At 66.0% G+C, this 23,216-nt stretch carries 25 protein-coding genes; 11 read left to right on the top strand and 14 right to left on the bottom strand.

Features of this window, described 5'->3' with window-relative positions:
• Nucleotides 1-4 precede the first annotated feature (4 nt).
• On the bottom strand, nt 5-622 hold the full coding sequence (sigE, locus tag G9E11_RS08815; RefSeq protein WP_190604841.1) for an RNA polymerase sigma factor SigE: 618 nt from the start codon (nt 620-622) through the stop codon (nt 5-7).
• A gap of 318 nt (nt 623-940) precedes the next feature.
• On the opposite strand from sigE, the gene G9E11_RS08820 reads away from it, so the two are divergent.
• Complete coding sequence (locus tag G9E11_RS08820) at nt 941-1,573, top strand: O-methyltransferase (RefSeq protein ID WP_102973821.1); 633 nt, start codon at nt 941-943, stop codon at nt 1,571-1,573.
• A gap of 86 nt (nt 1,574-1,659) precedes the next feature.
• Here G9E11_RS08820 and G9E11_RS08825 read toward each other — a convergent pair whose 3' ends face one another.
• The 4 genes from G9E11_RS08825 to G9E11_RS08840 form a co-directional block, all read right to left on the bottom strand.
• On the bottom strand, nt 1,660-1,827 hold the full coding sequence (locus G9E11_RS08825) for a DUF3117 domain-containing protein (protein WP_102973820.1): 168 nt from the start codon (nt 1,825-1,827) through the stop codon (nt 1,660-1,662).
• A gap of 257 nt (nt 1,828-2,084) precedes the next feature.
• Nucleotides 2,085-3,449, bottom strand: a complete 1,365-nt coding sequence (locus tag G9E11_RS08830; protein ID WP_311764326.1) for a hypothetical protein — start codon at nt 3,447-3,449, stop codon at nt 2,085-2,087.
• The gene (locus G9E11_RS08835; protein WP_190604843.1) at nt 3,446-3,916 is read right to left on the bottom strand and encodes a DivIVA domain-containing protein; all 471 of its coding nucleotides are present in this window, start codon (nt 3,914-3,916) and stop codon (nt 3,446-3,448) included. Before G9E11_RS08835 ends, G9E11_RS08830 begins: the two co-directional genes overlap by 4 nt.
• An 80-nt stretch (nt 3,917-3,996) precedes the next feature.
• A complete protein-coding gene (locus tag G9E11_RS08840) occupies nt 3,997-4,782 on the bottom strand; it encodes an LOG family protein (RefSeq protein ID WP_190604845.1) in 786 nt (261 codons plus the stop codon).
• A gap of 106 nt (nt 4,783-4,888) precedes the next feature.
• Here G9E11_RS08840 and G9E11_RS08845 point away from each other — a divergent pair, with 106 nt between their 5' ends.
• From G9E11_RS08845 to G9E11_RS08860, 4 genes are all read left to right on the top strand, one after another.
• Nucleotides 4,889-5,644 (top strand): amino acid ABC transporter ATP-binding protein, encoded by a 756-nt coding sequence (locus tag G9E11_RS08845; protein ID WP_190604848.1) that lies wholly within the window; start codon nt 4,889-4,891, stop codon nt 5,642-5,644.
• Between the two features lie 88 nt (nt 5,645-5,732).
• Nucleotides 5,733-6,620 (top strand): glutamate ABC transporter substrate-binding protein, encoded by an 888-nt coding sequence (locus tag G9E11_RS08850; protein ID WP_190604850.1) that lies wholly within the window; start codon nt 5,733-5,735, stop codon nt 6,618-6,620.
• A gap of 100 nt (nt 6,621-6,720) precedes the next feature.
• The gene (locus tag G9E11_RS08855; RefSeq protein ID WP_190604852.1) at nt 6,721-7,371 is read left to right on the top strand and encodes an amino acid ABC transporter permease; all 651 of its coding nucleotides are present in this window, start codon (nt 6,721-6,723) and stop codon (nt 7,369-7,371) included.
• Entirely contained in the window at nt 7,368-8,207 is an 840-nt protein-coding gene (locus G9E11_RS08860) for an amino acid ABC transporter permease (RefSeq protein ID WP_190604854.1), read from the top strand. Before G9E11_RS08855 ends, G9E11_RS08860 begins: the two co-directional genes overlap by 4 nt.
• Before the next feature lie 71 nt (nt 8,208-8,278).
• On the opposite strand, the gene dapE is transcribed toward G9E11_RS08860, so the two are convergent.
• Nucleotides 8,279-9,403: a succinyl-diaminopimelate desuccinylase gene (gene dapE, locus G9E11_RS08865; RefSeq protein ID WP_190604856.1), complete on the bottom strand. Its 1,125-nt coding sequence runs from the start codon at nt 9,401-9,403 to the stop codon at nt 8,279-8,281.
• Between the two features lie 137 nt (nt 9,404-9,540).
• Between dapE and dapD the strand changes: the two genes are divergently transcribed.
• Together dapD and G9E11_RS08875 are read left to right on the top strand one after the other, a co-directional pair.
• On the top strand, nt 9,541-10,569 hold the full coding sequence (gene dapD, locus G9E11_RS08870) for a 2,3,4,5-tetrahydropyridine-2,6-dicarboxylate N-succinyltransferase (RefSeq protein ID WP_190604858.1): 1,029 nt from the start codon (nt 9,541-9,543) through the stop codon (nt 10,567-10,569).
• Between the two features lie 78 nt (nt 10,570-10,647).
• Nucleotides 10,648-11,499: a transglycosylase SLT domain-containing protein gene (locus G9E11_RS08875; protein ID WP_190604859.1), complete on the top strand. Its 852-nt coding sequence runs from the start codon at nt 10,648-10,650 to the stop codon at nt 11,497-11,499.
• 78 nt (nt 11,500-11,577) lie between these two features.
• On the opposite strand, the gene G9E11_RS08880 is transcribed toward G9E11_RS08875, so the two are convergent.
• The 5 genes from G9E11_RS08880 to fdxA all read right to left on the bottom strand — a co-directional run bounded on the left by G9E11_RS08880 (nt 11,578) and on the right by fdxA (nt 16,079).
• The gene (locus G9E11_RS08880; protein WP_190604861.1) at nt 11,578-12,189 is read right to left on the bottom strand and encodes a hypothetical protein; all 612 of its coding nucleotides are present in this window, start codon (nt 12,187-12,189) and stop codon (nt 11,578-11,580) included.
• Between the two features lie 89 nt (nt 12,190-12,278).
• The gene (locus tag G9E11_RS08885; protein WP_190604863.1) at nt 12,279-12,932 is read right to left on the bottom strand and encodes a TetR/AcrR family transcriptional regulator; all 654 of its coding nucleotides are present in this window, start codon (nt 12,930-12,932) and stop codon (nt 12,279-12,281) included.
• Between the two features lie 124 nt (nt 12,933-13,056).
• Nucleotides 13,057-14,358: a citrate synthase gene (locus G9E11_RS08890; protein ID WP_111905727.1), complete on the bottom strand. Its 1,302-nt coding sequence runs from the start codon at nt 14,356-14,358 to the stop codon at nt 13,057-13,059.
• A 241-nt stretch (nt 14,359-14,599) separates the two neighbouring features.
• Nucleotides 14,600-15,739, bottom strand: a complete 1,140-nt coding sequence (gene dapC, locus G9E11_RS08895; protein ID WP_190604865.1) for a succinyldiaminopimelate transaminase — start codon at nt 15,737-15,739, stop codon at nt 14,600-14,602.
• 13 nt (nt 15,740-15,752) lie between these two features.
• Nucleotides 15,753-16,079: a ferredoxin gene (fdxA, locus tag G9E11_RS08900; protein WP_102973806.1), complete on the bottom strand. Its 327-nt coding sequence runs from the start codon at nt 16,077-16,079 to the stop codon at nt 15,753-15,755.
• A 154-nt stretch (nt 16,080-16,233) separates the two neighbouring features.
• Here fdxA and G9E11_RS08905 point away from each other — a divergent pair, with 154 nt between their 5' ends.
• Nucleotides 16,234-16,491: a putative acetyltransferase gene (locus tag G9E11_RS08905; RefSeq protein ID WP_190604867.1), complete on the top strand. Its 258-nt coding sequence runs from the start codon at nt 16,234-16,236 to the stop codon at nt 16,489-16,491.
• Between the two features lie 79 nt (nt 16,492-16,570).
• Nucleotides 16,571-17,080: a helix-turn-helix domain-containing protein gene (locus G9E11_RS08910; RefSeq protein WP_190604869.1), complete on the top strand. Its 510-nt coding sequence runs from the start codon at nt 16,571-16,573 to the stop codon at nt 17,078-17,080.
• Here G9E11_RS08910 and G9E11_RS08915 read toward each other — a convergent pair.
• Together G9E11_RS08915 and typA are read right to left on the bottom strand one after the other, a co-directional pair.
• Entirely contained in the window at nt 17,043-17,471 is a 429-nt protein-coding gene (locus G9E11_RS08915) for a hypothetical protein (RefSeq protein WP_311764327.1), read from the bottom strand. The two genes, G9E11_RS08910 and G9E11_RS08915, sit on opposite strands and share 38 nt — an antisense overlap.
• Nucleotides 17,472-17,499: 28 nt before the next feature.
• Entirely contained in the window at nt 17,500-19,428 is a 1,929-nt protein-coding gene (typA, locus tag G9E11_RS08920) for a translational GTPase TypA (protein WP_111905723.1), read from the bottom strand.
• A gap of 271 nt (nt 19,429-19,699) precedes the next feature.
• On the opposite strand from typA, the gene G9E11_RS08925 reads away from it, so the two are divergent.
• Nucleotides 19,700-20,542, top strand: coding sequence for an SGNH/GDSL hydrolase family protein (locus G9E11_RS08925; RefSeq protein WP_190604871.1), 843 nt, complete (start codon nt 19,700-19,702; stop codon nt 20,540-20,542).
• 76 nt (nt 20,543-20,618) lie between these two features.
• On the opposite strand, the gene G9E11_RS08930 is transcribed toward G9E11_RS08925, so the two are convergent.
• Nucleotides 20,619-22,490 carry an ABC transporter ATP-binding protein gene (locus G9E11_RS08930; protein ID WP_190604873.1) on the bottom strand — a complete coding sequence of 624 codons (1,872 nt, stop codon included), beginning with the start codon at nt 22,488-22,490 and terminating at the stop codon, nt 20,619-20,621.
• 79 nt (nt 22,491-22,569) lie between these two features.
• Here G9E11_RS08930 and G9E11_RS08935 point away from each other — a divergent pair, with 79 nt between their 5' ends.
• Nucleotides 22,570-23,199: a PH domain-containing protein gene (locus G9E11_RS08935; RefSeq protein ID WP_190604876.1), complete on the top strand. Its 630-nt coding sequence runs from the start codon at nt 22,570-22,572 to the stop codon at nt 23,197-23,199.
• Nucleotides 23,200-23,216 lie beyond the last annotated feature (17 nt).

The raw sequence follows: 23,216 nt of genomic DNA on the forward strand, positions 1-23,216 counted from the left end.
CCGATCAGAGAACGCCGGCGATGCGGGGCAGCTTCAGTCGCGGCTTGCGCGCCTGCTGCGGGCGCGGATCCCGGTGGGCAAGCTTTTCGCGGAGCATGGTCCGGCCGCGGTGAATGCGTGAACGCACCGTGCCCAGCTTAACGCCCAGGGCCTCGGCAACTTCGTCGTACGACAGTCCCTCAAGGTCGCACAGGACGACGGCGGCGCGGAAGTCCGGCGGGAGTTCCTCAAGGGCGGCCTGGACGTCGAGGTCCAGGTTGTTGAGTTCGAAGCTTTGCTCGGGGCCCGGTTCACGGCCTGGCAGCCGCGATTCGGCGTCCTCGGCCAGCGCGTCAAACCGGATCCGGCTCTTGCGCCGCGCCTGGTCCAGGAAGAGGTTGGTGGTGATCCGGTGCAGCCAACCGTCCAGAGTTCCTGGCTTGAAGTTCTCCAGGGAGCGGAAGACGCGGACGAACACCTCCTGGGTGAGGTCCTCGGCGTCGTACTTGTTACCGGTTAGCCGGTACGCGAGCCTGTACACCTTGGCGGAGTGGTTGGTGACCACTTCTTCCCACGTGGGCATGGCCCACTCGGCAGCTTGCTCTTCAGTTGCAGGGACAGGTGCCGCAACGGATGCTGACATCGTCCACTCCCCTCGTGGATGTAATAACGCCTGACGTGCTTTACATCATTGGTTCGGCGCCGATCACCACTTGGATGAGCGGATTATTATCATGTCAAAGTTGGCTGGGAATTTCCTGACTGCGGGGCCCCTCTTTGCTATAGGCGCAACTTTTGGACCGCATTTCCTGCCGGCATTCCGTAAATCTTCGTCACCCTCTGCCGGGCAGCAGAACAGTATCCGCCATCACAGGCGTGCCCGCTGTCACTTGCCCCTCGGGCGCCGTCCAACCAAGTACGCTGTAATAACATGCCCCCTGCCGCCCAGAAAGCGAAATCCATGAGCGCCGATAAGTCCACGAGCTGGTCCTATGCAGAAGATCTGCCTGCCGAGGATGAGGTCCTGCTGCGCGCCCGGGAGCGTTCGTTCGAACTTGGCGTGACACCCATCGGCCGTGGCGTTGGCGCCGTACTGACTGTACTGGCAGCGGCATCCAAGGCGCAGACCGCCGTCGAGATCGGTACCGGCGCCGGCGTCTCGGGCGTCTGCCTGCTCCGCGGCCTCGGTCCGCAGGCCGTGCTCACCACTATTGACGTGGACGTCGAGCACCTGAAGGCCGCCCGGGAAGCGTTCCAGGAGTCAGGCAGCCCGGCCAACCGCACGCGCACCATTTCCGGCCGCGCCGGTGACGTCCTGCCGAGGCTCACCGACGCCGCCTATGACCTCGTCTTCATCGACGGCGACAAGCCCAACTTTCCCCGCTACGTGGAGCAGGCCGTACGCCTGCTCAAGACCGGCGGCCTGCTGATCGTCAATGACGCTTTGGACAAGGACCGGGTATCCAACCCTGCAGCCCGCGACGCAACCACCGTTGTGCTGCGCCAGGTGGGCAGGGCAGTGCGCGACGACGACCGGCTGGCTTCCGCCATGCTCCCCACCGGTGACGGGCTGCTGGTAGCGGTCAAGAAATAGGCCGACCGACCGGCCGGTCCAGGCAAGCCCGGAAGACCAAAAAGGCAGGGCCCGCAGCTTTCTCGCTGCGGGCCCTGCCTTTACTCTTATTCGGTGACGCCGACGAGGCAGTCCTTGAGGTTGGCCGCCTCTGCGGCATTAAGTTCAACCACGAGCCGGCCCCCGCCTTCGAGCGGCACACGCATAATCAGGCTGCGGCCCTCCTTGGTTACTTCCATAGGGCCGTCGCCGGTGCGTGGTTTCATAGCCGCCATGAGGAATATCCCCTCCAGTAGTCCCAGGACCGAGCAGCCCGGCCGGGCTGAGTCCGCGTGGTCAAAACAATGCCGCTGTGGCGGCCCTTTGGGCAGCCGCCATGGCTGAACAATGCGATTGCTTTTTGTCCTTGCTTATTACCTATTATCCTGTAATTACCCGTCTGTAGCTAATCGATGGACAATCCGTTCAGATGCGGATTCCTGCGCCCTTCTGCGGCTGATCTGGGCAAACCCATCTGGGTACCTCCGGCCCGTCACGGCGGATAGTCCCCTCCGCCCGGCAGTTGCGCCCACGCCCAGAGCCACACCACCCACACGATCTGCAGCAGGACAAACATCGTGATCACCGTGCCACGGTAGGCCCGCGACCGGGAAACGAGTGCGGCAGCCAGGGCCAGCGGAAACAGTGGCAGCAGCATGCGGAAGGTGCTGGTCTGTGGATGCAGGAACACCACGAGGTACCCCATGTAGCACACGCACCACAGCCGGAGTTCTGTGCCCAGCCGGCGCACCGGCTGCGAGGCCATCAGGAGCCCGAACACCGCTACGAAGACGAACGGTGCCACGAGCCCCAGCACCGGACCGAACAGCTGGATGCCGGTGTCGAACCAGGGTATGAAGGGCACCAGGTCGTGTCCGCGCCAGACGGTCTCGGTCTTCGTGTACGCCGCGATGTCGCCGGTGGCAGCCCATGCGATGGCGGGCCACGCGAGGGCACCTGCACCGCTGACGGCGGTCAGCCCGGCGAGGGACCACAGTTCGTTCCGGCCGTGGACCCGGCGCCCCTTGGCGGCCAGTCCGTGGTTCCGCGCCTCGAACCAGGCCTCACCGGCGCGGAACAGGAACAGGATGCCGATGGTCGCCGCAAACGGAACACCCGTGGGCCGGGAAAGGCACATGGCCATGACCACGGGAATGGCCCACAGGTACCGCCGGCGGACCACCAGCAGCAGCGCAGCGGCCAGCAGCAGGAGGTTCAGGGATTCCGCGTAAGGCACCTGTAGCACCGGCGAGACGGGAAAGGTGGAGAAGAACGCGGCGCCCCACAGGGCCGGAACGTGGGCTGCCTTGGTGCGGAACAGCAGGTAGACCACCAGCGAGGCCGCCAGTCCGGCGAGCATCGCAATCAGGATGAGGGCGGCGGCGGGGCCCATGCCCGTGGCAGTGGAGAGCATCCGCCCCAGCGTTGGAAACAGCGGATAGAACGCCCAGGTGTTCTCCTGCACGTTGCCGGCCGCATCCACCGGCAGTTCGTTGGGGTACCCGCCGGTCATGACGGATTCGTACCACCGCGCGTCCCAGATGTTGATGAAGTTCCAGTAGTCGGGCTTGGCCGGGAACCAGGGGTTGAATCCCTGGTGCAGGGCGGCCGACATGAAGATGGAGGCACTGACCAGCCGCGCGGCCACGTACACCGCGGCCACTTGGGCCCACCACGGCCAGCGGGCCAGGCGGCCGCCGAGCTGTGTCGCGGCGGTCCGGAACGCCTTGTCCAGTCGTGTCCCGTCCAGTCGTGTCCCGTCCAGCCGTGTCCCGTCCGCCCGCGTCCCGTGATTCGGCGACGGGGGTTCGGCTTTTGCTGGCGGCAAGGGGCCCGGGGGCGGCATTGGGGAGCTCACGTCCGGTCCTCGGCGGCCGCGCGTGCGGCGGGGGCCGATTGTTGTCCCGGGGCCACCTGTTCGGCGGGGGCCAATTGTTCTGCGGGGGCCAATTGGGCGGCCGGCTGTTCGCCAGCGGCCAGTGGTGCGGCAGAGGCACGCAGCTGCTCGCGGAGGCTTTCTATTTCGGCGTTCCTGGCAGCCAGCTGGTCGCGCAGGTCGTCCAGCACCTGGTCCACCTGGTCCATCCGGTAACCCCGCAATCCCAGCGCAAACCGGACCTGGTCGACGTCGGCCGGTTTTGCGTTGTCGGGGAGCAGCACGGGCGGCAGGGACGCCACGGGTTCATCGAATCCGTCCTTGAAGCCGTCTCTTTCGAGAGGCGTGCGGGCGCGTTTCCTCCGCAGCATGCCCGCCCCGAGGTCGGTCCCGATGAGGGCGGTGGCTCCAATCAGGACGATGGCGAGGAAAACCAGGAAGAAACTCACACCACTAATCGTGCCAGACGCAGCCCCGCCGGCCGCCTTACCCAAGCGGCCGCTGCCCGGGCCGCCCGCCCGGGCTGCTGCTACTCGGGGCGCTGGTCCTCGTCGGAGGACGGCGCCCGGACATGGCCATGGAGGACAAAATTCACGGCTTCCTCGGGTGTGTCCACCACCTGGATGAGGTCCAGGTCCTTTTCCGAGACCATTCCCTCAGCCACCAGGGTTCCCCTGATCCATTCGATCATCGGACCCCAGAATGACGCGCCCAGCAGGACGATGGGGAACGAAGTCACCTTTTGCGTCTGGACGAGGACCATGGCTTCGAAGAGCTCGTCAAGGGTACCGAGGCCGCCGGGAAGAACAATGAAGCCCTGGGCGTACTTCACGAACATGGTCTTCCGCGCGAAGAAATAGCGGAAGTTGATGCCGAGGTCCACCCACTGGTTCAGGCCCTGCTCGAACGGCAGCTCGATGCCGAGGCCAACGGAAACGCCGTTGCCTTCCACCGCTCCCCTGTTGGCGGCTTCCATCGAGCCCGGTCCGCCGCCGGTGATGACGGCCACGCCGGCTTCGGCCAGTTTGCGCCCCACGTCGACGCCCATGTCGTAGAACGCGCTGCCGGGCTTGGTCCGCGCGGAGCCGAAGACGCTGACCGCCTGGCCCAGGTCGGAGAGGGCACCGAAACCTTCCACGAACTCGCTCTGGATCCGCATGACCCGCCAGGGATCGGTGTGGATGAAGTGGCCGGGGCCCTTGGTGTCGAGGAGCCGCTGATCCGACATCTCCACGGCAGCCTGCTTGCGGCGCAGTTCTAGGGGCCCTTTCCGGCGGGGCTGTACTGATTTTGACGGATCTGCGTTGATGCTCATCCCCCAAGGCTAACCTGCTGACCTGCAGGTATCTCTTGAATTACGATCGGCGGGAAGTTGGGGTGATTCCGGTCATAACCGGGCAATGTTCGCTAGATTCTTACTTATGACTACTCAACTGCCCGGCGATGCACTCGTCTCTCTGAATGCCGTCAACAAGCATTACGGTCAGCTGCACGTTCTGAAGGACATCAACCTCCAGGTCCGCAAGGGCGAGGTGGTTGTGGTCATCGGCCCGTCAGGTTCGGGGAAGTCCACGCTGTGCCGGGCGATCAACCGGCTGGAAACCATCGACGACGGCGACATCGCCATTGACGGCAAGCAGCTGCCCGAGGAGGGCAAGGAGCTCGCCCGGCTGCGCGCCGACGTCGGCATGGTGTTCCAGTCGTTCAACCTGTTCGCGCACAAGACCATCCTGGAGAACGTGACGCTTGGCCCCATCAAGGTCAAGGGCGTATCCAAGGCGGAGGCTGACAAGGAGGCCATGGCCCTGCTCGAGCGCGTTGGCGTGGGCCACCAGGCGCCCAAGCTCCCGGCTCAGCTCTCCGGCGGCCAGCAGCAGCGTGTGGCCATCGCACGTGCCCTCGCCATGAAGCCCAAGGTCATGCTGTTCGACGAGCCCACTTCTGCGCTCGACCCCGAGATGATCAACGAGGTCCTGGACGTCATGATCCAGCTGGCCAAGGAGGGCATGACCATGATCGTGGTGACCCACGAGATGGGCTTCGCCCGCAAGGCCGCCGACCGTGTGGTGTTCATGGCTGACGGACAAATCGTGGAGGACGCCACTCCGGAAGAGTTCTTCACCAATCCCCAGAGCAGCCGTGCCAAGGACTTCCTGTCCAAGCTGCTCACGCACTGACAACCGCTCCAGCAGTCCCCACCAACTTCAAGACCACCCGATTTCGCACCCAGGCCGTCACCGGCGGCCGCCCAATGAAAGGAATGTCATGAAGGCATTTTTGACCCGAAGGAAATCCCTTCTGGCAGCAGCATCCGCGGCCATCGCTCTTACACTGAGCGCTTGCGGCGGCGGCGGCACCGGGACCGGGTCCAACCCCACGCCGGTCGAAAAGCCCAGCTTCGCTGCAGGCACCACCATGGAAAAGATCGCCTCGGCCGGCAAGGTGACCATCGGCACCAAGTTCGACCAGCCGCTGTTCGGCCAGAAGGGCCTGGACGGCAAGCCTGTCGGTTTCGACGTCGAAATCGGCAAGTTGCTCGCCGCCAAGCTGGGCGTTCCCGCGGACAAGATCGAATGGGTCGAGACCGTCTCCGCCAACCGCGAGCAATTCATCAAGCAGGGCAAGGTGGATCTGATCGTGGCCACCTACACCATCAATGACAAGCGCAAGACCGAAGTCGACTTCGCCGGCCCGTACTACGAAGCCGGCCAGGCGCTGATGGTGAACAAGGACAACACGTCCATCACCAAGCCCGAGGACGTCAAGGGCAAGAACGTCTGCTCCGTGACGGGCTCCACCCCGGCTTCCACCATCGTGGAGAAGTACGGCGCAGTCCTCGTTCCGGCCGCGACTTACTCGGCGTGCCTCGAGCCGCTCCGCAACAAGCAGGTTGAAGCCGTCACCACGGACAACGTCATCCTGGCGGGCTTCGTCAACAAGGAACCGGACGCGTTCAAGCTGGCTTCCGACGAGACCTTCACCAAGGAGCCTTACGGCATCGGCCTGAAGAAGGGCGACACCGAGTTCCGCAACTGGATCAACGACCAGCTGGAAAGCTTCTCCAAGGACGGCTCCTACAAGAAGGCCTGGGAAGACACGGCCGGCGCGGTCATCAAGACGGCACCGGAACTTCCGGCCATCGACCGCTACTAAGACGATCGTGGCGGTTACCGGCGGCTGTGCATGCCACAGCCTGCCGGTAACCGCCGCTTCCGTTTTCCGCACATTCCCCTGAACGCAGCTAAAGGACCCTATGGACGTCATCATTGAGAGCCTGCCCCAATACTGGGACGGCTTTCTCAGAACCCTGTTCCTGGCCGCCGTTTCCGGCATCATCGCCTTGGTGGCAGGCACGCTGCTGGCCGCCGCCCGCGTCTCCCCTGTTGCAGCACTCCGCGGCTTCAGCATGGCGTACGTGGAGGTGGTTCGTAACACCCCGCTGACCATTGCCTTCTTTTTCGCGGCGGTGGTCCTTCCCCGCCTGGGCGTGACCTTCCAGCAGTTCGAAATCGCGGCCATTATCGCCCTGAGCGCCTACACTTCCGCCTTCATTGCCGAGGCTGTGCGCTCGGGCGTGAACAGCGTTCCGGTCGGCCAGGCCGAGGCAGCCCGCAGCATAGGCATGAAGTTCGGCCAGGTGCTCTCCCTCATCATCCTTCCGCAGGCGCTCCGCACCGTGATCCCGCCGATGATCAACATCCTCATTGCGCTCGTCAAGAACTCTTCGGTTGCCGGCGCCTTTTACGTGCTGGAGCTGTTCGGCTACGGCAAGCAGCTGGCCAACGACCATGGTGACGCCGTCATGTGGGTGCTGGTGGGCGTTGCCTTCTTCTATCTCCTGATCACCGTGCCGCTGGGCTACCTCGCCCACCAGGTCGAACGAAAGGTGGCGATCGCACGATGAGTTCGGTTCTCTACGACGTCCCCGGCCCCAAGGCCCGCCGCGTCTCGCTGATCGGGTCCGTGATCGGCGTCGTGCTGATCGCTGCCCTGCTGGCCTGGGCCATCATGACCCTGGCCCAACAGGGGATCTTCCAGGCACAGCGCTGGGCGATCTTCGGCCAGGCTGATGTCTGGTCGCTGATCGCCAACGGCATCGGCGCGACGCTGGCCGCGGCGGCCATCGCAGCGGTCATCGCCTTTCCGCTGGGGCTTCTGCTGTGCCTGATGCGCATCTCCGACGTCGCCTGGGTCAGGATTCCCACCAGGATCGTGCTCGAGTTCCTGCGCGGCATGCCTGTGGTCCTGATGATGCTGTTCGTGCTGCTGGTCTTCGCCACCAGCTCGTTCATTGCCGTGGTGGCCGGCCTGGTCCTCTACAACGCCGCGATCTTCGCGGAGATCATCCGCGCAGGCATCCAGTCCCTCCCCCGCGGCCAGCGCGAAGCGGGATTGGCGATCGGCCTGACCAGCTTCCAGTCCCGGCTGACCATCGAACTGCCCCAGGCGGTTCGACGCATGCTGCCGTCCCTCGTGGCCCAGCTGGTGGTCCTGCTGAAGGACACGTCGCTGGGGTACATCGTTGCCTACGGTGAACTGCTGCGCGCTGTGCAGGTGATGGCGGACTTCCTGGGCCCGCAGTTCCTGTTCCCGGTCTTCTTCGTGGCCGCGGCCATCTACATCGCCATCAACCTGGCTGTGTCACGGCTGGCCATCTGGATCGAGCGGCGTGGGTCCAAGAAGGCCGCCGGCGGAGTGGCGAAGGCCCCCACGGCCGGCGTGTCCACCGTGGTGAAGTAAAACGGCAGGCACCTACAGCGAAGGGTCCGCAGCCAACCGGCTGCGGACCCTTCGTGTCTATCGGCCGATACTCAGGACAGCCACGTCTGCAGCGCGCGCAGGCAGGTGCGGACGGCTTCGGCCTCCACATGTTCGTTGTCCTTGTGGGCCAGCAGCGCGTCGCCGGGCCCGAAGTTCACGGCGGGGATGCCCAGTTCGCTGAAGCGGGCGACGTCGGTCCAGCCGTATTTGGGTTTCGGATCGCCGCCCACGGCCGCAACGAAGGACGCGGCGGCAGGGTGGTTCAGTCCCGGGCGCGCGCCGGCGGCGCTGTCAGTACGGACCACGTCGAACCCGTCCAGCAGCGCGCGCACGTGCTCTTCAGCCTGGTCGGGGGTCTTGTCCGGGGCGAAGCGGTAGTTGATCTCCACGACGCAGCGGTCCGGGATAACGTTGCCGGCGGTGCCGCCGTGGATCTTCACCGCGTTCAGGCTTTCGCGGTAGTCCAGCCCGTCAACAGTCACGGTCTGCGGGCTGTACGCCGCGAGGCGTTCCAGGATGGGCGCGGCGGCGTGGATGGCGTTGCGGCCCATCCAGGCCCGGGCGGAGTGCGCAGCCTCACCGGAGGTGGTGGCGTGGAACCGCATGGTGCCGTTGCAGCCGCCCTCGACGGTGCCGTCGGTCGGTTCGAGGAGGATGGCAAAGTCGCCGCCGAGGAGCCCGCCGTGGTTCCGCACCAGCCGGCCGAGCCCGCTCTTGACGGCCTCCACCTCCTCATGGTCGTAGAACACGAAGGTGACGTCCTTGCCCGGTTCCGCCCCGCCGTCGAACATTGAAGCTGCCAGCGCAAGCTGGACCGCAACGCCGCCCTTCATGTCCGTGGCGCCGCGGCCGTACAGAACGCCGTCGCCGGGGACCCCGGACGGCCAGGTGGACGGCACCGTTCCCAGCGAGTCCTCCGTGACCGGCAGCGGCACGGTGTCCAGGTGGCCTGCCAGGATGACCCGTTCGCTGCGGCCGAGGTTGGTCCGGGCGATGATGGAGTCGCCGTCACGTACCAGCTCCAAGCCGGGGAGCCGGCGGAGTGCCGACTCGACGGCGTCCGCAAGCTGGCGCTCGTTGCCGGAGACGCTGTCGATGTCGATGAGCGCGGCGGTCAGCAGTGCCACGTCCTGGCGCAGGTCAAGGGTTACGGGGGCTGTTTCGGCAATCACCATCCCACTGTATCCCGCCCCTGCCCGTCCCAACCGGGTAGCAGCCAGGGCGTTCCCAGCGCCGGGAACGCCGTCACATGCGACTCAGATATGTGCGGACCGGTTTCGGCGCGTGCATGTCGTCTCGATAGACTTGGCGCATGACTGAAACCGCTTCTTCCGCCGTGCCCGCTGCTCAGACACCGCCCGACGGGACCCGTTCGGCCTATGGATTCGGCGTAGCCACCATCGCCACGCGGAACGGCGAAGCCACGGTGCTGGATGCCTGGTTCCCCGCCCCCGCCCTCGGTGTAGCCGCCGAAAGCCTCCGCGCCGTGGAAAACGCCGACGAAAACCTGACGGACATCGCCGCCGCCGGCACTGACGCTGACCGCGGCACCGAGCAGAAGGTGGTGTTCGTCCAGATCAACCTGGACGAGGCCCCGGCGGACACCGCCGATGCCTACCTGCGCCTGCACCTGCTCTCGCACCGCCTGGTCCGGCCCAACAGCATCAACCTCGACGGCATCTTCGGCAAGCTCCCGAACGTCGTCTGGACCAACTTCGGCCCGTGCGCCGTGGACGGGTTCGAACTGACCCGCGCCAAGCTGCGCAAGCGCGGCGCGGTCACCGTCTACGGCGTGGACAAGTTCCCGCGCATGGTGGACTACGTCGTGCCGGCGGGCGTCCGCATTGCCGACGCCGACCGCGTGCGCCTGGGTGCCCACCTCGCCGAAGGCACCACCGTCATGCACGAAGGCTTCGTGAACTTCAACGCCGGCACGCTGGGAACCTCCATGGTGGAGGGCCGCATTTCCGCCGGCGTGGTGGCCGGCGACGGCACCGACGTCGGCGGCGGTGCCTCGATCATGGGCACCCTCTCCGGCGGCGGCAAGGAGAAGGTGTCCCTGGGCCAGCGCGTCCTGCTGGGTGCCAACTCCGGCGTGGGCATCAGCATCGGGGACGACTCCGTGGTGGAGGCCGGGCTGTACGTCACGGCAGGCACCCGCGTCCGTCTTGCCGGGCCCAAGGACGCCGACGGCGAGGACACCAGCAAGATCGTCAAGGCCGTGGAGCTGTCCGGCCTGCCGAACCTGCTCTTCCGCCGCAACTCCACCACGGGTGAAGTCGAAGTCCTGCCCCGCCAGGGCCAGACCGTGGAACTGAACGACGCCCTGCACGCCAACTGACGGCACGCGAACCGACCGTGAGGACAAAGCCGGCACGCCACCCAGACGGGCGTGCCGGCGGATTGCTGGAGTAACAACGTGACACGCAGACGCAGGCTGCGCGGGGCTGTCATCGGCGGCCTCTCCCTCGTACTGGTCGCTGGCGGCATCTACACCGCGGCCACTTTGCTGCAGCGCTCCGAGCAGCTGATCACCGAGGAATGCACCGCTGCCGTCGGCTCACAGCGCGCCGACCTGGCCACCGACCAGGCCGCAAATGCGGCGCTGATCACGGCTGTCGCGGTGCGCCGCGGGCTCCCTCCGCGGGCGGCCAGCATTGCCCTGGCCACCGCCATGCAGGAATCCAAGCTTCGGAACATCGGCCACGGCGACCTTGCTGGTCCGGACTCCAGGGGCCTCTTCCAGCAGCGCCCGTCCCAGGGCTGGGGCACCCAGGACCAGGTCATGGACCCGGTCTACGCCACGAACGCCTTCTACGACGCCCTCGTGAAGGTGCCCGGCTACGCCACCCTGGACATCACCGACGCCGCCCAGCGCGTCCAGCGCTCCGCCTACCCGACGGCCTACGCCGAACACGAGGCTATGGGACGGTCTTTCGCCTCGGCATTGACGGGTGAAACGCCCGCTGCCCTGAACTGCACGCTCCGCCCACCGGAAACCGCCGGCAACCCCGCCACCTTGCTCAGTGAGCTGGAAGCCGCCTACGGAACTATCCCCACGGCGGCCTCCGGCCAAACGCTGGAGGTGGACGTCGCCGACAGCTATGCCTGGTCCGTGGCCCACTGGGCGGTGGCAAACGCCAAAGAATATGCGGTGGAACGCGTGGACGTGGACGGAAAGCGGTGGGACAGGAAAGCCCGCAACGGGTGGCAGGATACACCCGACGCCGGTGGCCGGGTGGTGGTCACGCTTGCTGCCGCCGGGTCCTGAATCTGAGGACGTCCTGAATCCGCTGACGTCCTCAATCCGCTGACGTCCTGAATCCGCGGACGTCCTGAATCCTCGGACTTAGACGAGGATCTCCACTACCGGTTGCACGTAGCTGCGGAACACTTCGGGCTGCGACAGCAGCTCGTGGCTCATGATGATCTTGTCCGGCTCCAGGTACCACGCCCGCTGCTCATCGAGCGGCAGCTCGATAATCGTCAGCGCAAAGTCCCGCGAATCGCGGCCCACCTCCAGCAGCCGGTCCTCCACGATGTCCTCGATGAGGTGCGCAGAGCCTCCGGCCACGCGTTCGGCCTCCAGTTCGGCATACTCCGCGCGCCGCTCCCTGGCCCACGTCAGGGCTGCGCCGAAGTGCGCCTGAAGGACCTTGCGCAAAGCCGGCGAGTTGGCAAAGGATCGGAATCCCGGGGGCGACAGTTCAGGGGACATCTGCGGGTGTGCCTTGAGGAGCTGCTCCCACCAGGCTTCCCACTCGGTTTTCAGGGCGCTGATGCCGCCTACTTCGGCGGTGAGGTGGGAATGGTCCACGTGGCGGACCTTGGGTGCGGCATGCGAAAGCGGCGGAAAGCCCGCACCGTCGAGCCCGGCAACATCACGTATATAAAGGGCAATAAGCATGGGACTCGACGTGTCCATAGTGATTCGCCAGCCTGGACCGCCTGTGTGCTGCATGCGTATGCCTCCTTGGCATCTCGATTTCCACCCCGTTGTGCCGGCAACCCGCTCTCCGGCTTTCAGTCTATTCCCCCAGCCCGGGGAGGTTAATGGCTCGCACCGACCCTCCTGCGAAGGCCCTCGACGTGGGATTCCAGCACGTCACGGCACATTTCCGGGGACATCCAGCCGGGCTGCAGCAGGGCATGCATGGCCAGACCATCCAGGGTGGCCAGCAGGTGTTCGGCGGCAGTCACCAGCTGCGGTCCGGCATCGTCCGCCGTGGCATCGGGCCCGGCGCCACCGTCATCGCGCAGGAGCCGGGTGATCACCTGGCCGACGACGGCAGCCACGGCCCGGTGACTTCTGTCCGCCTCGGCGGCCAGGAAGGGCCGGATCCTCGCCGCGTTCCGGAACGCCAGCCAGGCGCACGCATCCAGGGCGCGTTCTTCGTCCAGGGGCAGGAATTCGCCCAGGAGTGTTAATACAGCGCGGCGCCTGTCCGGATCACCGGCTGCGGGCTCCAGCCCTATCAGCGCTTTGTTGAGGCGCGTCAGGATACGGTCGGAAACAGCTGTAAAGGAGTAGGCCAGCAGGTCATCGCTGCTGTCGAAGTAGTGCCGCACCGAGCCCACGGCGAGGCCCGCCTCATCCGCCACTTCCCGCAGTGACGCTCCTTCCAGCCCGTCTGTGGCGATGATCCTGCACACGGCGCCCACGATCTCCTGCCGGCGCTGCACGGCGTCCACGATTTTCGGCACTCTTGTTTTTAGCACGGGTGTGCCCCCAAACCTCGGCAACTCCCCACATATGGTCAGCGGTTTGGTTCGTGGTTAAAGCGCGACGGCGGCCGCCCACCTAAGGTGGACGGCCGCCGTCGTGATTTCAGCGGGCGGGGTACTGCCGCTCGGGCTCCCCTGTGTAGAGCTGCCGCGGACGGCCGATCTTGGTATTCGGATCGTTGATCATTTCGCGCCACTGGGCAATCCAGCCCGGCAGGCGGCCGATGGCGAACAGCACGGTGAACATCTTCTCCGGGAAGCCCATGGCCTTGTAGATCAGGCCGGTGTAGAAGTCCACGTTCGGGTACAGCTTGCGCTGGATGAAGTAGTCATCATTCAGGGCCTTCTCTTCGAGGCGCAGGGCGATCTCCAGGAGTTCGTCGTGGCCGCCGAGCTTGCTCAGGATCTCGTGCGCGGTTGCCTTGACGATCTTGGCGCGCGGGTCGTAGTTCTTGTAGACCCGGTGGCCGAAGCCCATGAGGCGGACGCCGTCTTCCTTATTCTTGACCTTCTCCATGTAGTCCTCGGGCTTGGTGCCGTCGGCCTGGATCTGGCGGAGCATCTTCAGTACGGCCTCGTTGGCACCACCGTGGGCGGGGCCGAAGAGCGCGTTGATGCCTGCGGACACGGAGGCGAAGAGGTTGGCGTTCGAGGAGCCCACCAGCCGCACCGTGGAGGTCGAGCAGTTCTGCTCGTGGTCCGCGTGCAGGATGAGGAGCAGGTCCAGCGCCTTGGCGACCACCGGGTCCACCTCGTACTGCTCGGCCGGCAGGCCGAAGCTCAGGCGCAGGAAGTTCTCCACCAGGTTGTGCGAGTTGTCCGGGTACAGCATCGGCTGCCCGATCGACTTCTTGTGGGCGTAGGCCGCAATGACCGGCAGCTTCGCCATCAGGCGGATGGTGGAAACCTCCACCTGCTCGTCATTGAACGGGTCCAGCGAGTCCTGGTAGAACGTGGACAGCGCGGACACAGCCGAGGACAGCACGGGCATCGGGTGCGCATCCCGGGGGAAGCCGCCGAAGAAGCCTTTGAGCTCCTCGTGAAGCAGGGTGTGGCGGCGGATCTTCTGGTCGAAGTCCTCCAGTTCGGCCGGCGTCGGGAGGTTGCCGTAGATCAGCAGGTACGAGACTTCCAGGAAGCTGGAGTGCTGGGCAAGCTGCTCGATCGGGTAACCGCGGTACCGCAGAATGCCTGCGTCGCCGTCGATGTAGGTGATGGCCGACGTTGTGGCGGCCGTGTTCATGAAGCCAGGGTCAAAGGCAACGGCGCCGGTCTGCTTCAGTAGCTTGGAAACGTCGTAGCCTTCGTTTCCCTCAACAACCTTGATGCGCGGAAGTTCGAGTTCGCCGCCTGCGTGGCGCAAGATCGCACTGGTGGTCTCAGTTGCGCTGGTGGTCTCAGTCATGGAGTCCCCTTCATGAGGCCGCTTGGCCTCGCTAGAAAGCTTGATCCAACATCAGGTGAGCCGCACGGGATCCCGCACGGCGGGACATCCAACGGCCGTGCTGCCTTCTTGTAGAAAGCCACCATTGATAGTCAGTTAAAAACTACCGCCACTTGCGGGCTGCCACTAATCCGGAAGCGCCAAATTATCCCGAAAACGGGCAAGTTGTGGCGCGAGTCACATCATTGTTACGGCCTAACCGCTACGCCAGGCGGGACACCGCGGCGTCGATCCGTTCGTCGGTTCCGGTGAGGGCCACGCGAACATAGCCGTGCCCCGCGTCGCCGTAGAACACCCCCGGACCCACCACAATCCCCCGCTCGGCGAGGCGTGCCACGGTGTCCCAGGTTGCTTCGCCAGCCGTGCACCACAGGTAAAGGCCGGCGGCGGACTCGTGCAGCGTCAGCCCGAAGGACTCCAGCGCCGGCAGGAGCCGCTCCCGCCGCCCGCGGTACAGGTCCTTCTGCTCCAGGACGTGTGCGTCGTCGCCCAAGGCCACGCGCATGGCTTCCTGCACCGGGTACGGCACGATCATGCCGGCGTGCTTGCGGCTGTTGACGAGGTTGGCCATGAGGGCCGCATCACCGGCGACGAAGGCGGCCCGGTAGCCGGCCAGGTTGGACTGCTTGCTCAGCGAGTACACGGCCAGGAGCCCGTCGTGGGACGTACCGGCGACGCGCGGATCCAGGATGCTCGGAACGGCCTGTCCCCCGCGCTGCAGGTCCCACTCGCCCCAGCCGAGCTCGGCATAGCACTCATCGGAGGCCACGACGGCGCCGATATCGCGGGCCTGGTCCACGATCTTCTTCAGCGACGCCGCGTCCCGGACACTGCCGGTGGGGTTGCCCGGCGAGTTGACCCAGACCAGCCGGACCTTCGCCCGGGTGGCCGCGTCCAGTTCGTCGAGGTCATCAGCCGCCACCGCTGTCGCCCCGGCGAACGTGGCCCCGATGTCGTAGGTGGGGTAGGCGACCGTGGGCCGGACGACGACGTCGCCCGGCTTGAGGCCCAGCAGAAATGGCAGCCACGCCACGAGTTCCTTGGAGCCCACCGTCGGCATGACGGCGCGGGGGTCCAGCCCCTCGACGCCGCGGCGGCGGGCGAACCACCCGCCAATGGCCTCCCGGAGCGCGGGCGTGCCATGCACGGTGGGGTAACCGGGCGCATCCGCGGCAGCCTTCAGGGCGTCCTGGATGATCGCCGGCGTCGGGTCCACGGGCGTGCCGATGGACAGGTTGACCGCACCGCCCGGGTGTTCAGCCGCTTTGGCGAGGTACGGCGCCATGGCTTCCCACGGGTAGTCGGGCAGGCTAAGGCCGAAACTGCGCACAGCTGTAGTCACGAAGGGGTCCGCCTCAGTGGTCCTGGTTCTGCGGCGGGAGCGCTGCAATCATCGGGTGGTCCTTGCCGGTATTGCCCACCTTGGCGGCGCCGCCCGGGGAGCCGAGGTCGTCAAAGAACTCGACGTTCGCCTTGTAGTAGTCTGCCCATTCCTCGGGGGTGTCATCCTCGTAGTAGATGGCTTCCACCGGGCAGACGGGCTCGCATGCACCGCAGTCGACGCACTCATCGGGATGGATATAGAGGGAGCGATCGCCTTCGTAGATGCAATCGACGGGGCACTCCTCAATGCATGCCTTGTCCTTGACATCTACACACGGCTGCGCGATTACGTACGTCACGTCCCTTGCCTCTCCACGTTGATTCCCGGCGACTGGCCGGTTGCTGCATCCGGCCTGCATGCCGGGCTGTCCACTTCAGAGCCTATTATCTCCCAGGCCCTTCCCGCGAACGAAGCGGGCGCGTCACACTCCGGACGCGTCATACGATGGACCGGTGAGTCAGACAACACCAACGCCCCGGCAGTTCCTGGCCGCGGCCCCTGCCGGAACACGCGTGGTGGTGCGGTACAGGATCGACGGCGGCTTTACGGATGCGCTGGGAGACCTCGTGGAGTGCGACGAAAGTGAGTGCACCGTGCGGACCCGCAGGTCCGACGTCGGCATTCCTCTGGACAGCGTGGTGGCCGCCAAACAGGTGCCGCCGGCACCTCCGCGGCGGGGTTCGCGCCTGGCCCCGCCCGCCGCGGACTGAACAACCTCGCGCGCACGGCTTCAGTTCCGGGCAGTGACTGGCATATGTCAATCATTCGGTGCTCGTTACACTGGCGTCTATGACATCCCCGCCGGAAAGCGATGATGCAGATCTGGTGGCAAAGGGCCGCGCCCTAAGTTCTCCGCTACGGCTGAGGATTCTTCGTTTATGCCTTCACCAGTCACGTACCAACAAGGAGATCGCCGAGCTGCTCGGCCTCAATCCCGCGTCCAGCCTTCACCACGTCCGCACCCTGGTGCGGACCGGGTTCCTGGTGGCGGAGGAGCGCCGGAAGGGGCGGCGGGGCGCGACGGAGGTGCCCTACATTGCCAGCCGAAAGTCGTGGAGCACTCCCGTGGACAATGTTGCGCCCATCCTCATTGAAACGTTCCTGCTGGAAACCCGGGACCTTCCGCCCGAGGACATCGAGGTGTGGCGCCTCGGGGTGAAGTTCAACGCCGCCAGGCGGGAGGAAATGCTGGCCAAGCTCCGCGCCGTCATGGAGGAGTACGTGGCACTTCCCGCAGACGACGACGGCGAGGCCACCTCACTCATGATTGCGCACCACCGGGACCCGGCGGCAGATTAGCCGCGTTGCCCCGGCCGGCTGACGAGCGGCTGTACCGCCGGCACCAGGCCAGCATCGCGACGGTGACCACCACGATCCCGTAGACCCAGATGCCGCCGGCCAGGTCACCGGCAATCAGCCGCTTGCCCGGCTCCATCCCTGACCACCAGCCGGCCAGGGCATAACAGACCGCGCCGCACACCGCCGTCGGAATCAGCGTCCGGAACGCCGCCCCGAGGAACAGCTGAAGCGACGCCAGGAGCAGCAGCGCCGCCACGGCACCCACCGGCAGAGCGGAACCGGCGGCGGCAAACGCCTGGCCATGCAGCGCGGTTCCGGCGAGGGCAGCAAAAAGAGCTGCCGGCACGGCGGCGGCCAGGCCGCCTGCCATGCCGGCAGCTCTTCTATTCACGATTTCAGTTCCCGGCGGGAGGGTGCCGTTATGCCTTCGCGCGGGCGCGGTTGGCCTTGGCGCGCTCGTTGGTGTCAAGGATGACCTTGCGGATGCGGATGGCGTCCGGGGTAACCTCAACGCACTCGTCCTCGCGGGCGAACTCGAGAGACTCTTCGAGGGTCAGGTCGCGCGGCGGCGTCAGGTTCTCGAAGGTGTCCGAGGAAGCCGCACGCATGTTGGTGAGCTTCTTTTCCTTCGTGATGTTCACGTCCATGTCGTCGGCGCGGGAGTTCTCGCCCACGATCATGCCTTCGTACACCTCGGAGGTGGGCTTGACGAAGAAGGAGCCGCGTTCCTGCAGGTTGATCATGGCGAACGGGGTCACGACGCCTGCACGGTCGGCCACCATGGAACCGTTGGTGCGGTATTCAATCGGGCCGGCCCAGGGCTCGTAGCCCTCGGAGATGGAGGCTGCGATGCCGGCGCCGCGGGTGTCCGTGAGGAACTTGGTGCGGAAGCCGATCAGGCCACGGGCGGGAACGATGAACTCCATGCGGCACCAGCCGGTGCCATGGTTGGCCATGTTGGTCATGCGGCCCTTGCGGGCGGCCATGAGCTGGGTGACGGCGCCGAGGTACTCTTCCGGCACGTCGATGGTCATGTGTTCCATCGGCTCGTGGATCTTGCCGTCGACTGTCCGGGTGACAACCTGGGGCTTGCCCACGGTCAGCTCGAAGCCTTCGCGGCGCATCTGCTCCACGAGGATGGCCAGCGCGAGCTCGCCGCGGCCCTGGACTTCCCAGGCATCCGGGCGCTCGGTGGGGAGAACCTTGATGGAGACGTTACCGATCAGTTCCTTGTCCAAGCGGTCCTTCACCTGGCGGGCCGTGACCTTGGCGCCCTTGACCTTGCCGGCCAGCGGGGAGGTGTTGATACCGATGGTCATCGAGATCGCGGGATCGTCAACGGTGATCAGGGGCAGCGGCTGCGGGTTCTCGACGTCGGTCAGGGTCTCACCGATGGTGATCTCCTCGATGCCGGCGACGGCGACGATCTCGCCGGGGCCGGCGGACTCGGCCGGAACGCGCTCGAGCGCCTTGGTGGCGAGGAGTTCAGTAATCTTGACGGTCTTCAGCTCACCGTTTGCGCGGGCCCAGGCAACCTGCTGGCCCTTGCGGAGGGTGCCGTTGTAGATGCGCAGCAGGGCGAGACGGCCCAGGAACGGGGAGGCGTCAAGGTTGGTGACGTGAGCCTGCAGGACACCTTCCGGGTTGTAGGTCGGGGCGGGGATGTGCTCGATGATCGCGCTGAAGAGCGGCTCGAGGTCCTCGTTCTCCGGGGCGGTGCCATCAGCGGGCTGCTCGAGGGAGGCGCGGCCAACCTTGGCGGCGGCGTAAACCACCGGGACGTTGAGGATCTTGTCCAGGTCAAGGTCCGGAACCTCATCGGCAAGGTCGGAGGCCAGGCCCAGGAGCAGGTCCATGGACTCGTGGACGACCTCTTCGATGCGGGCGTCGGGGCGGTCGGTCTTGTTGACCAGGAGGATCACCGGCAGGTGCGCGGCGAGGGCCTTGCGGAGGACGAAGCGGGTCTGGGGCAGCGGGCCCTCAGAGGCATCCACGAGGAGAACGACGCCGTCCACCATGGACAGCCCGCGCTCCACTTCGCCGCCGAAGTCGGCGTGGCCGGGGGTGTCGATGACGTTAATGGTGATGGTTTCGCCGTTGGAGGACGGTCCGTTGTAGGCCACCGTGGTGTTCTTGGCCAGGATAGTGATGCCCTTTTCGCGCTCCAGGTCACCGGAGTCCATGACGCGGTCTTCGAGGTGGTTGTGCTCGGCAAAGGAGTTGGTCTGCTTGAGCATGGCGTCCACAAGGGTGGTCTTGCCGTGGTCAACGTGGGCCACAATCGCGACGTTGCGCAGGTCACTGCGAACTGCAGTTGCTACCGCGGTGTTGGTGGTGGTTTCAGACATGCGTTATTGCTCGATTCAGTGGTGAAGTCAGCTGTTGTATCGCGACATTTCCAACCGGAACGCACGACGGATCAGACCCTTAACACAGGGCACCTGCCTCCAGTCTAAACGCTGAGCCATTTATTGGCCTAAAACGGGCGCAGGCGCACACGCCCGCCCCGTTACCAAATCGTGAATCCAGCGGCACGTCATGTGAGCAAAATCACTGGCTTTTCGAAAAGTGATCCACCACTATTGCTAGACCACTTACGAACAGGCCAGGAGTCCACGGATGTTACAAGCCTCGACGCGGGCCCTCCTGATTGGTCCGGTCATCGCCGCCAGCCTGATTTTGACGGGTTGCGGCGCAGCAATGGAACCGTCGTCCGGTGCCGGGCCGGCGGCGCCGCGCGCCGCCGCACCGGTGGCCGCCCCGGGTGAGGCCGTGGCCGCCGGTTCGGCGGTCGTGAGCGATTTGCGGACTGCCGTGAACCCAGCCAGCCTTCCGGCCGGAGCGCTGTACCGCAATCCGGCCAACGGGCGCGATGAGGTAATCGTGGGCAACATCGCCCACACCGCGCTGCTGATCGGCGACTCGCAGTCCGAGCCGCAGGCCAGCTGGCCGCGCCGGGCCTTGGCAGGGCTGGGCTACGACGTCTTCTTCTGCGGCAAGGGCGGCACCGGCTATGTCGCCTCCAACGGCACCATCGGCAATTACGTCGATGCTTTGCAGCGAGGCGACTGGCACCTTCCCTACGGTTTCCCCCCGCTGGTGGTGATCGAGGGCGGCGGAAACGACGCGAAGCAAGGCGCGAGCGACGAGCAGATCTCGGCCAACGCAGCCCGGCTTATTACGACGATCAAGCAGCGCTACCCGGGGGCGAAGCTTGCCATGGTGGGAACCCTGGGCAAGGGAGCGGATCACGGCGGCGTCCGGCGCGCCGAGGTGGACGCGCTGCTGGGGACCGTCGCCGCGGACCACGGCATTCCGTTCGTCGGTGTCGGGGACTGGCTCTCCCGCTACGGGCTGGAGGCGCAGCTCAAGGACAGTGTCCACATGAACGGCGACGGTCACCGCGCACTGGGTGCGCTGCTGGGTGACAGGCTCGCGAAGCTGGGGCTGGCGCTGTCGTAGGGCCCGCACCTATAACTCAGACAGAAGCCGGTATCCGCCTTGAGTGGATACCGGCTCCTGTTTTTTGTTGCCCCGGCTACTCCGTTCCGGTGGCCAGCCGTGCCCGCAGTTCCCGGCGCTCGCGCTGCTTTTCCGGGTCCGGCAGCGGCACGGCGGCAAGCAGCCGCTGAGTGTACGCCTCCTGAGGGTTGCGCAGGATCTGGTCGCGGGAGCCCTGCTCCACGATGCGGCCGCGCTGCATGACGCAGATGCGGTCAGCCAGCACGTCCACGACGGCGAGGTCGTGGGTGACGAACAGGCAGGCGAACCCGAGCTCACGCTGGAGGTTCTGGAACAGCTCCAGGACCTTGGCCTGCACGGACACGTCAAGCGCAGACGTCGGCTCGTCGGCAACCATGAGCTTCGGCTTGAGCGAGAGTGCCCGGGCGATGCCGACGCGCTGTTTCTGCCCGCCGGACAGCTCATGCGGGTACCTATTCCGGTAGTTCCGTGGCAGCTCCACCTGGTCCAGCAGCGCCTCGATGCGCTTCTGCAGGTCGGCGCCCTTCGCCACGCCGGCAAGGTACATCGGCTCGCCGATGCTTTCGCCGATGGGCAGACGCGGGTTCAGGGATGAGGACGGGTCCTGGAACACCATGCCGATGTGGCGCCGCACCTGGTGCAGCTGCTTGCCGTTCTTCTTCGCAGCGGAGATGTCCTCCCCCACAACACGCATGGTTCCCGCAGCCACCGGCAGCAGTCCGACGGCGGCGCGCCCGATGGTGGTCTTGCCCGATCCCGACTCCCCCACGAGGCCCACCACCTGCCCCGGATGGATGGTCAGATTGGCCCCCTCGACGGCGCGGAAGGCCGGCACGCGGCCCTGCTTCGGGTACTCGATGGCGACGTCGGTCAGCTCCAGGACGGGTTCCCCCACCGGTCCCCTGGATTCGGCGGCTGCCAGGGCTGCCGCGTTCTCCCGCTCGCGCCGGACCAGTTCGTCGTGGTCAACGGAGTCAAGCTCGGCATGGGTGGCCGCTGCCAGCGCCGCCGTCACGTCAACGTCCGGCGCAGTGTCCGTTCCGCCCTGGCCGAGGTGCGGCACGGCCGCCAGCAGCGCCTGCGTGTAGGGATGCTGGGGGTTGTGAAAGATCTGCTCGGCGGTGCCCGTCTCCACGATCCGGCCCCTGCGCATGACGGCGATCCGGTCTGCCAGGTCCGCCACGACACCCATGTCATGGGTGATCAGGACGATGGCGCTGTCCAGCTTGTTGCGCAGGTTTCTCATCAGGTCCAGGATCTCCGCCTGCACCGTGACGTCCAGGGCCGTGGTGGGCTCATCGGCGATCAGCAGCTTGGGATCGCAGGACAGCGACTGGGCGATCATGGCACGCTGCCGCTGGCCTCCGGAAAGCTGGTGTGGGTAGGACCTGAACGCCTTTACCGGGTCGGGCAGCTCCACCAGCTCCAGCATCCGCAGCGCGCGCTCCTTGGCCTGGTCCGGGGAGACTTCGTTGTGAAGCCGCACCGTCTCAACGATCTGCGCACCCACCGTGTAGACCGGGTTCAGCGCGGTCATGGGCTCCTGGAAGATGACGGCCACGTCCTTGCCGCGGACACTGCGGAGGTTGGCCGCGTCCGCGCCCAGCAGTTCCCTGCCGGAAAGCCTGACGCTCCCGGACACCCTGCTGTTGCTGGGCAGCAGGCCGAGCAACGCCATGGAGCTGGCGCTCTTGCCCGAGCCGGACTCCCCCACGATGGCCAGGACCTCGCCGGCGCGTACCTCATAGTTAAGCCCGACGGCGGCCGGCACCCACTTCTTTTCCACACCGAAGTCGACGCTGAGGTCGCGGACTTCCAGGACGACGGAACCCTTCCCGTCTGCCCTGCGCCGTCCGGCGCCGGGCTCAATGGAGTCACGCTCCAGCGGGTCCGTCGACGGGCGGTCAGGGCTGATGTAGTCAGACATGTTGGGGTTTTCCTTCCACCCGGGCCAGCGGAGCAGCTGAGATTAGTGCTGCGGCCGGGAATACTGAATTATTGGGGGCATGAGCACTGTGCCGCATGCCGGAAACGCCGCGATCTTCAAGGCGCGCACCAACAAATGGTTTGCCGGTTTCTCGTGGCTTGTGGCGGCCGCCGGGCTGGCCGGCCTGGTGGTGGCTGGCGGAGTCCCCGCCCTGGCCGGTGCCGCGCCGCTGCTGCTCATCGCGTACCTGGGTTGGCTGCTGTTCTGGCGTCCCGCCGTGGTTGTCCACGACGCCGGCGTCACCATAGAGAATCCATTCCGCGCCATCACGGTGCCCTGGGCAGCGCTGGTGCAGGTGGACACCCGGTACGCACTGACCCTCGTCACCCCCAGCCAAAGCTACGGGGCCTGGGCGGCTCCCGCACCCGGCATCTGGGGCGGACGCAACGCCCGCCCGGAGGACCTCAGGGGATTGCCGGACAGCACGTACGGGCCGGGGAACTCCGTGCGCCCCGGCGACCTCAAGAGCACCGACTCGGGGCAGGCCGCGCAGCTGGTCCGCGGACGCTGGCAGCAGCTGGTCGAATCGGGGCTCCTTGATGCCGGAGCAGCCGAGGCCACTCCGGTCAGCGTGAAGTTCCGCTGGCCAGAAGCTGCTGCGACCTTGGTCCTTCTCGTGCTCAGCTACTGGAGCGTGGCTGCCCTGTAGGCAGGCAGCCCGCTGCA

Source organism: Arthrobacter ipis (assembly GCF_014694315.1).
GTDB lineage: Bacteria > Actinomycetota > Actinomycetes > Actinomycetales > Micrococcaceae > Arthrobacter > Arthrobacter ipis.

Bases quoted from the DNA above. Each gene is read 5' to 3' on its own strand.
- sigE (WP_190604841.1), bottom strand. From the start codon at position 622: ATGTCAGCATCCGTTGCGGCACCTGTCCCTGCAACTGAAGAGCAAGCT.
- G9E11_RS08820 (WP_102973821.1), top strand. From the start codon at position 941: ATGAGCGCCGATAAGTCCACGAGCTGGTCCTATGCAGAAGATCTGCCT.
- G9E11_RS08825 (WP_102973820.1), bottom strand. From the start codon at position 1,827: ATGGCGGCTATGAAACCACGCACCGGCGACGGCCCTATGGAAGTAACC.
- G9E11_RS08840 (WP_190604845.1), bottom strand. From the start codon at position 4,782: ATGAGCATCAACGCAGATCCGTCAAAATCAGTACAGCCCCGCCGGAAA.
- G9E11_RS08845 (WP_190604848.1), top strand. From the start codon at position 4,889: ATGACTACTCAACTGCCCGGCGATGCACTCGTCTCTCTGAATGCCGTC.
- G9E11_RS08850 (WP_190604850.1), top strand. From the start codon at position 5,733: ATGAAGGCATTTTTGACCCGAAGGAAATCCCTTCTGGCAGCAGCATCC.
- G9E11_RS08855 (WP_190604852.1), top strand. From the start codon at position 6,721: ATGGACGTCATCATTGAGAGCCTGCCCCAATACTGGGACGGCTTTCTC.
- G9E11_RS08860 (WP_190604854.1), top strand. From the start codon at position 7,368: ATGAGTTCGGTTCTCTACGACGTCCCCGGCCCCAAGGCCCGCCGCGTC.
- dapE (WP_190604856.1), bottom strand. From the start codon at position 9,403: ATGGTGATTGCCGAAACAGCCCCCGTAACCCTTGACCTGCGCCAGGAC.
- dapD (WP_190604858.1), top strand. From the start codon at position 9,541: ATGACTGAAACCGCTTCTTCCGCCGTGCCCGCTGCTCAGACACCGCCC.
- G9E11_RS08880 (WP_190604861.1), bottom strand. From the start codon at position 12,189: ATGCAGCACACAGGCGGTCCAGGCTGGCGAATCACTATGGACACGTCG.
- G9E11_RS08890 (WP_111905727.1), bottom strand. From the start codon at position 14,358: ATGACTGAGACCACCAGCGCAACTGAGACCACCAGTGCGATCTTGCGC.
- G9E11_RS08910 (WP_190604869.1), top strand. From the start codon at position 16,571: ATGACATCCCCGCCGGAAAGCGATGATGCAGATCTGGTGGCAAAGGGC.
- typA (WP_111905723.1), bottom strand. From the start codon at position 19,428: ATGTCTGAAACCACCACCAACACCGCGGTAGCAACTGCAGTTCGCAGT.
- G9E11_RS08925 (WP_190604871.1), top strand. From the start codon at position 19,700: ATGTTACAAGCCTCGACGCGGGCCCTCCTGATTGGTCCGGTCATCGCC.
- G9E11_RS08930 (WP_190604873.1), bottom strand. From the start codon at position 22,490: ATGTCTGACTACATCAGCCCTGACCGCCCGTCGACGGACCCGCTGGAG.
- G9E11_RS08935 (WP_190604876.1), top strand. From the start codon at position 22,570: ATGAGCACTGTGCCGCATGCCGGAAACGCCGCGATCTTCAAGGCGCGC.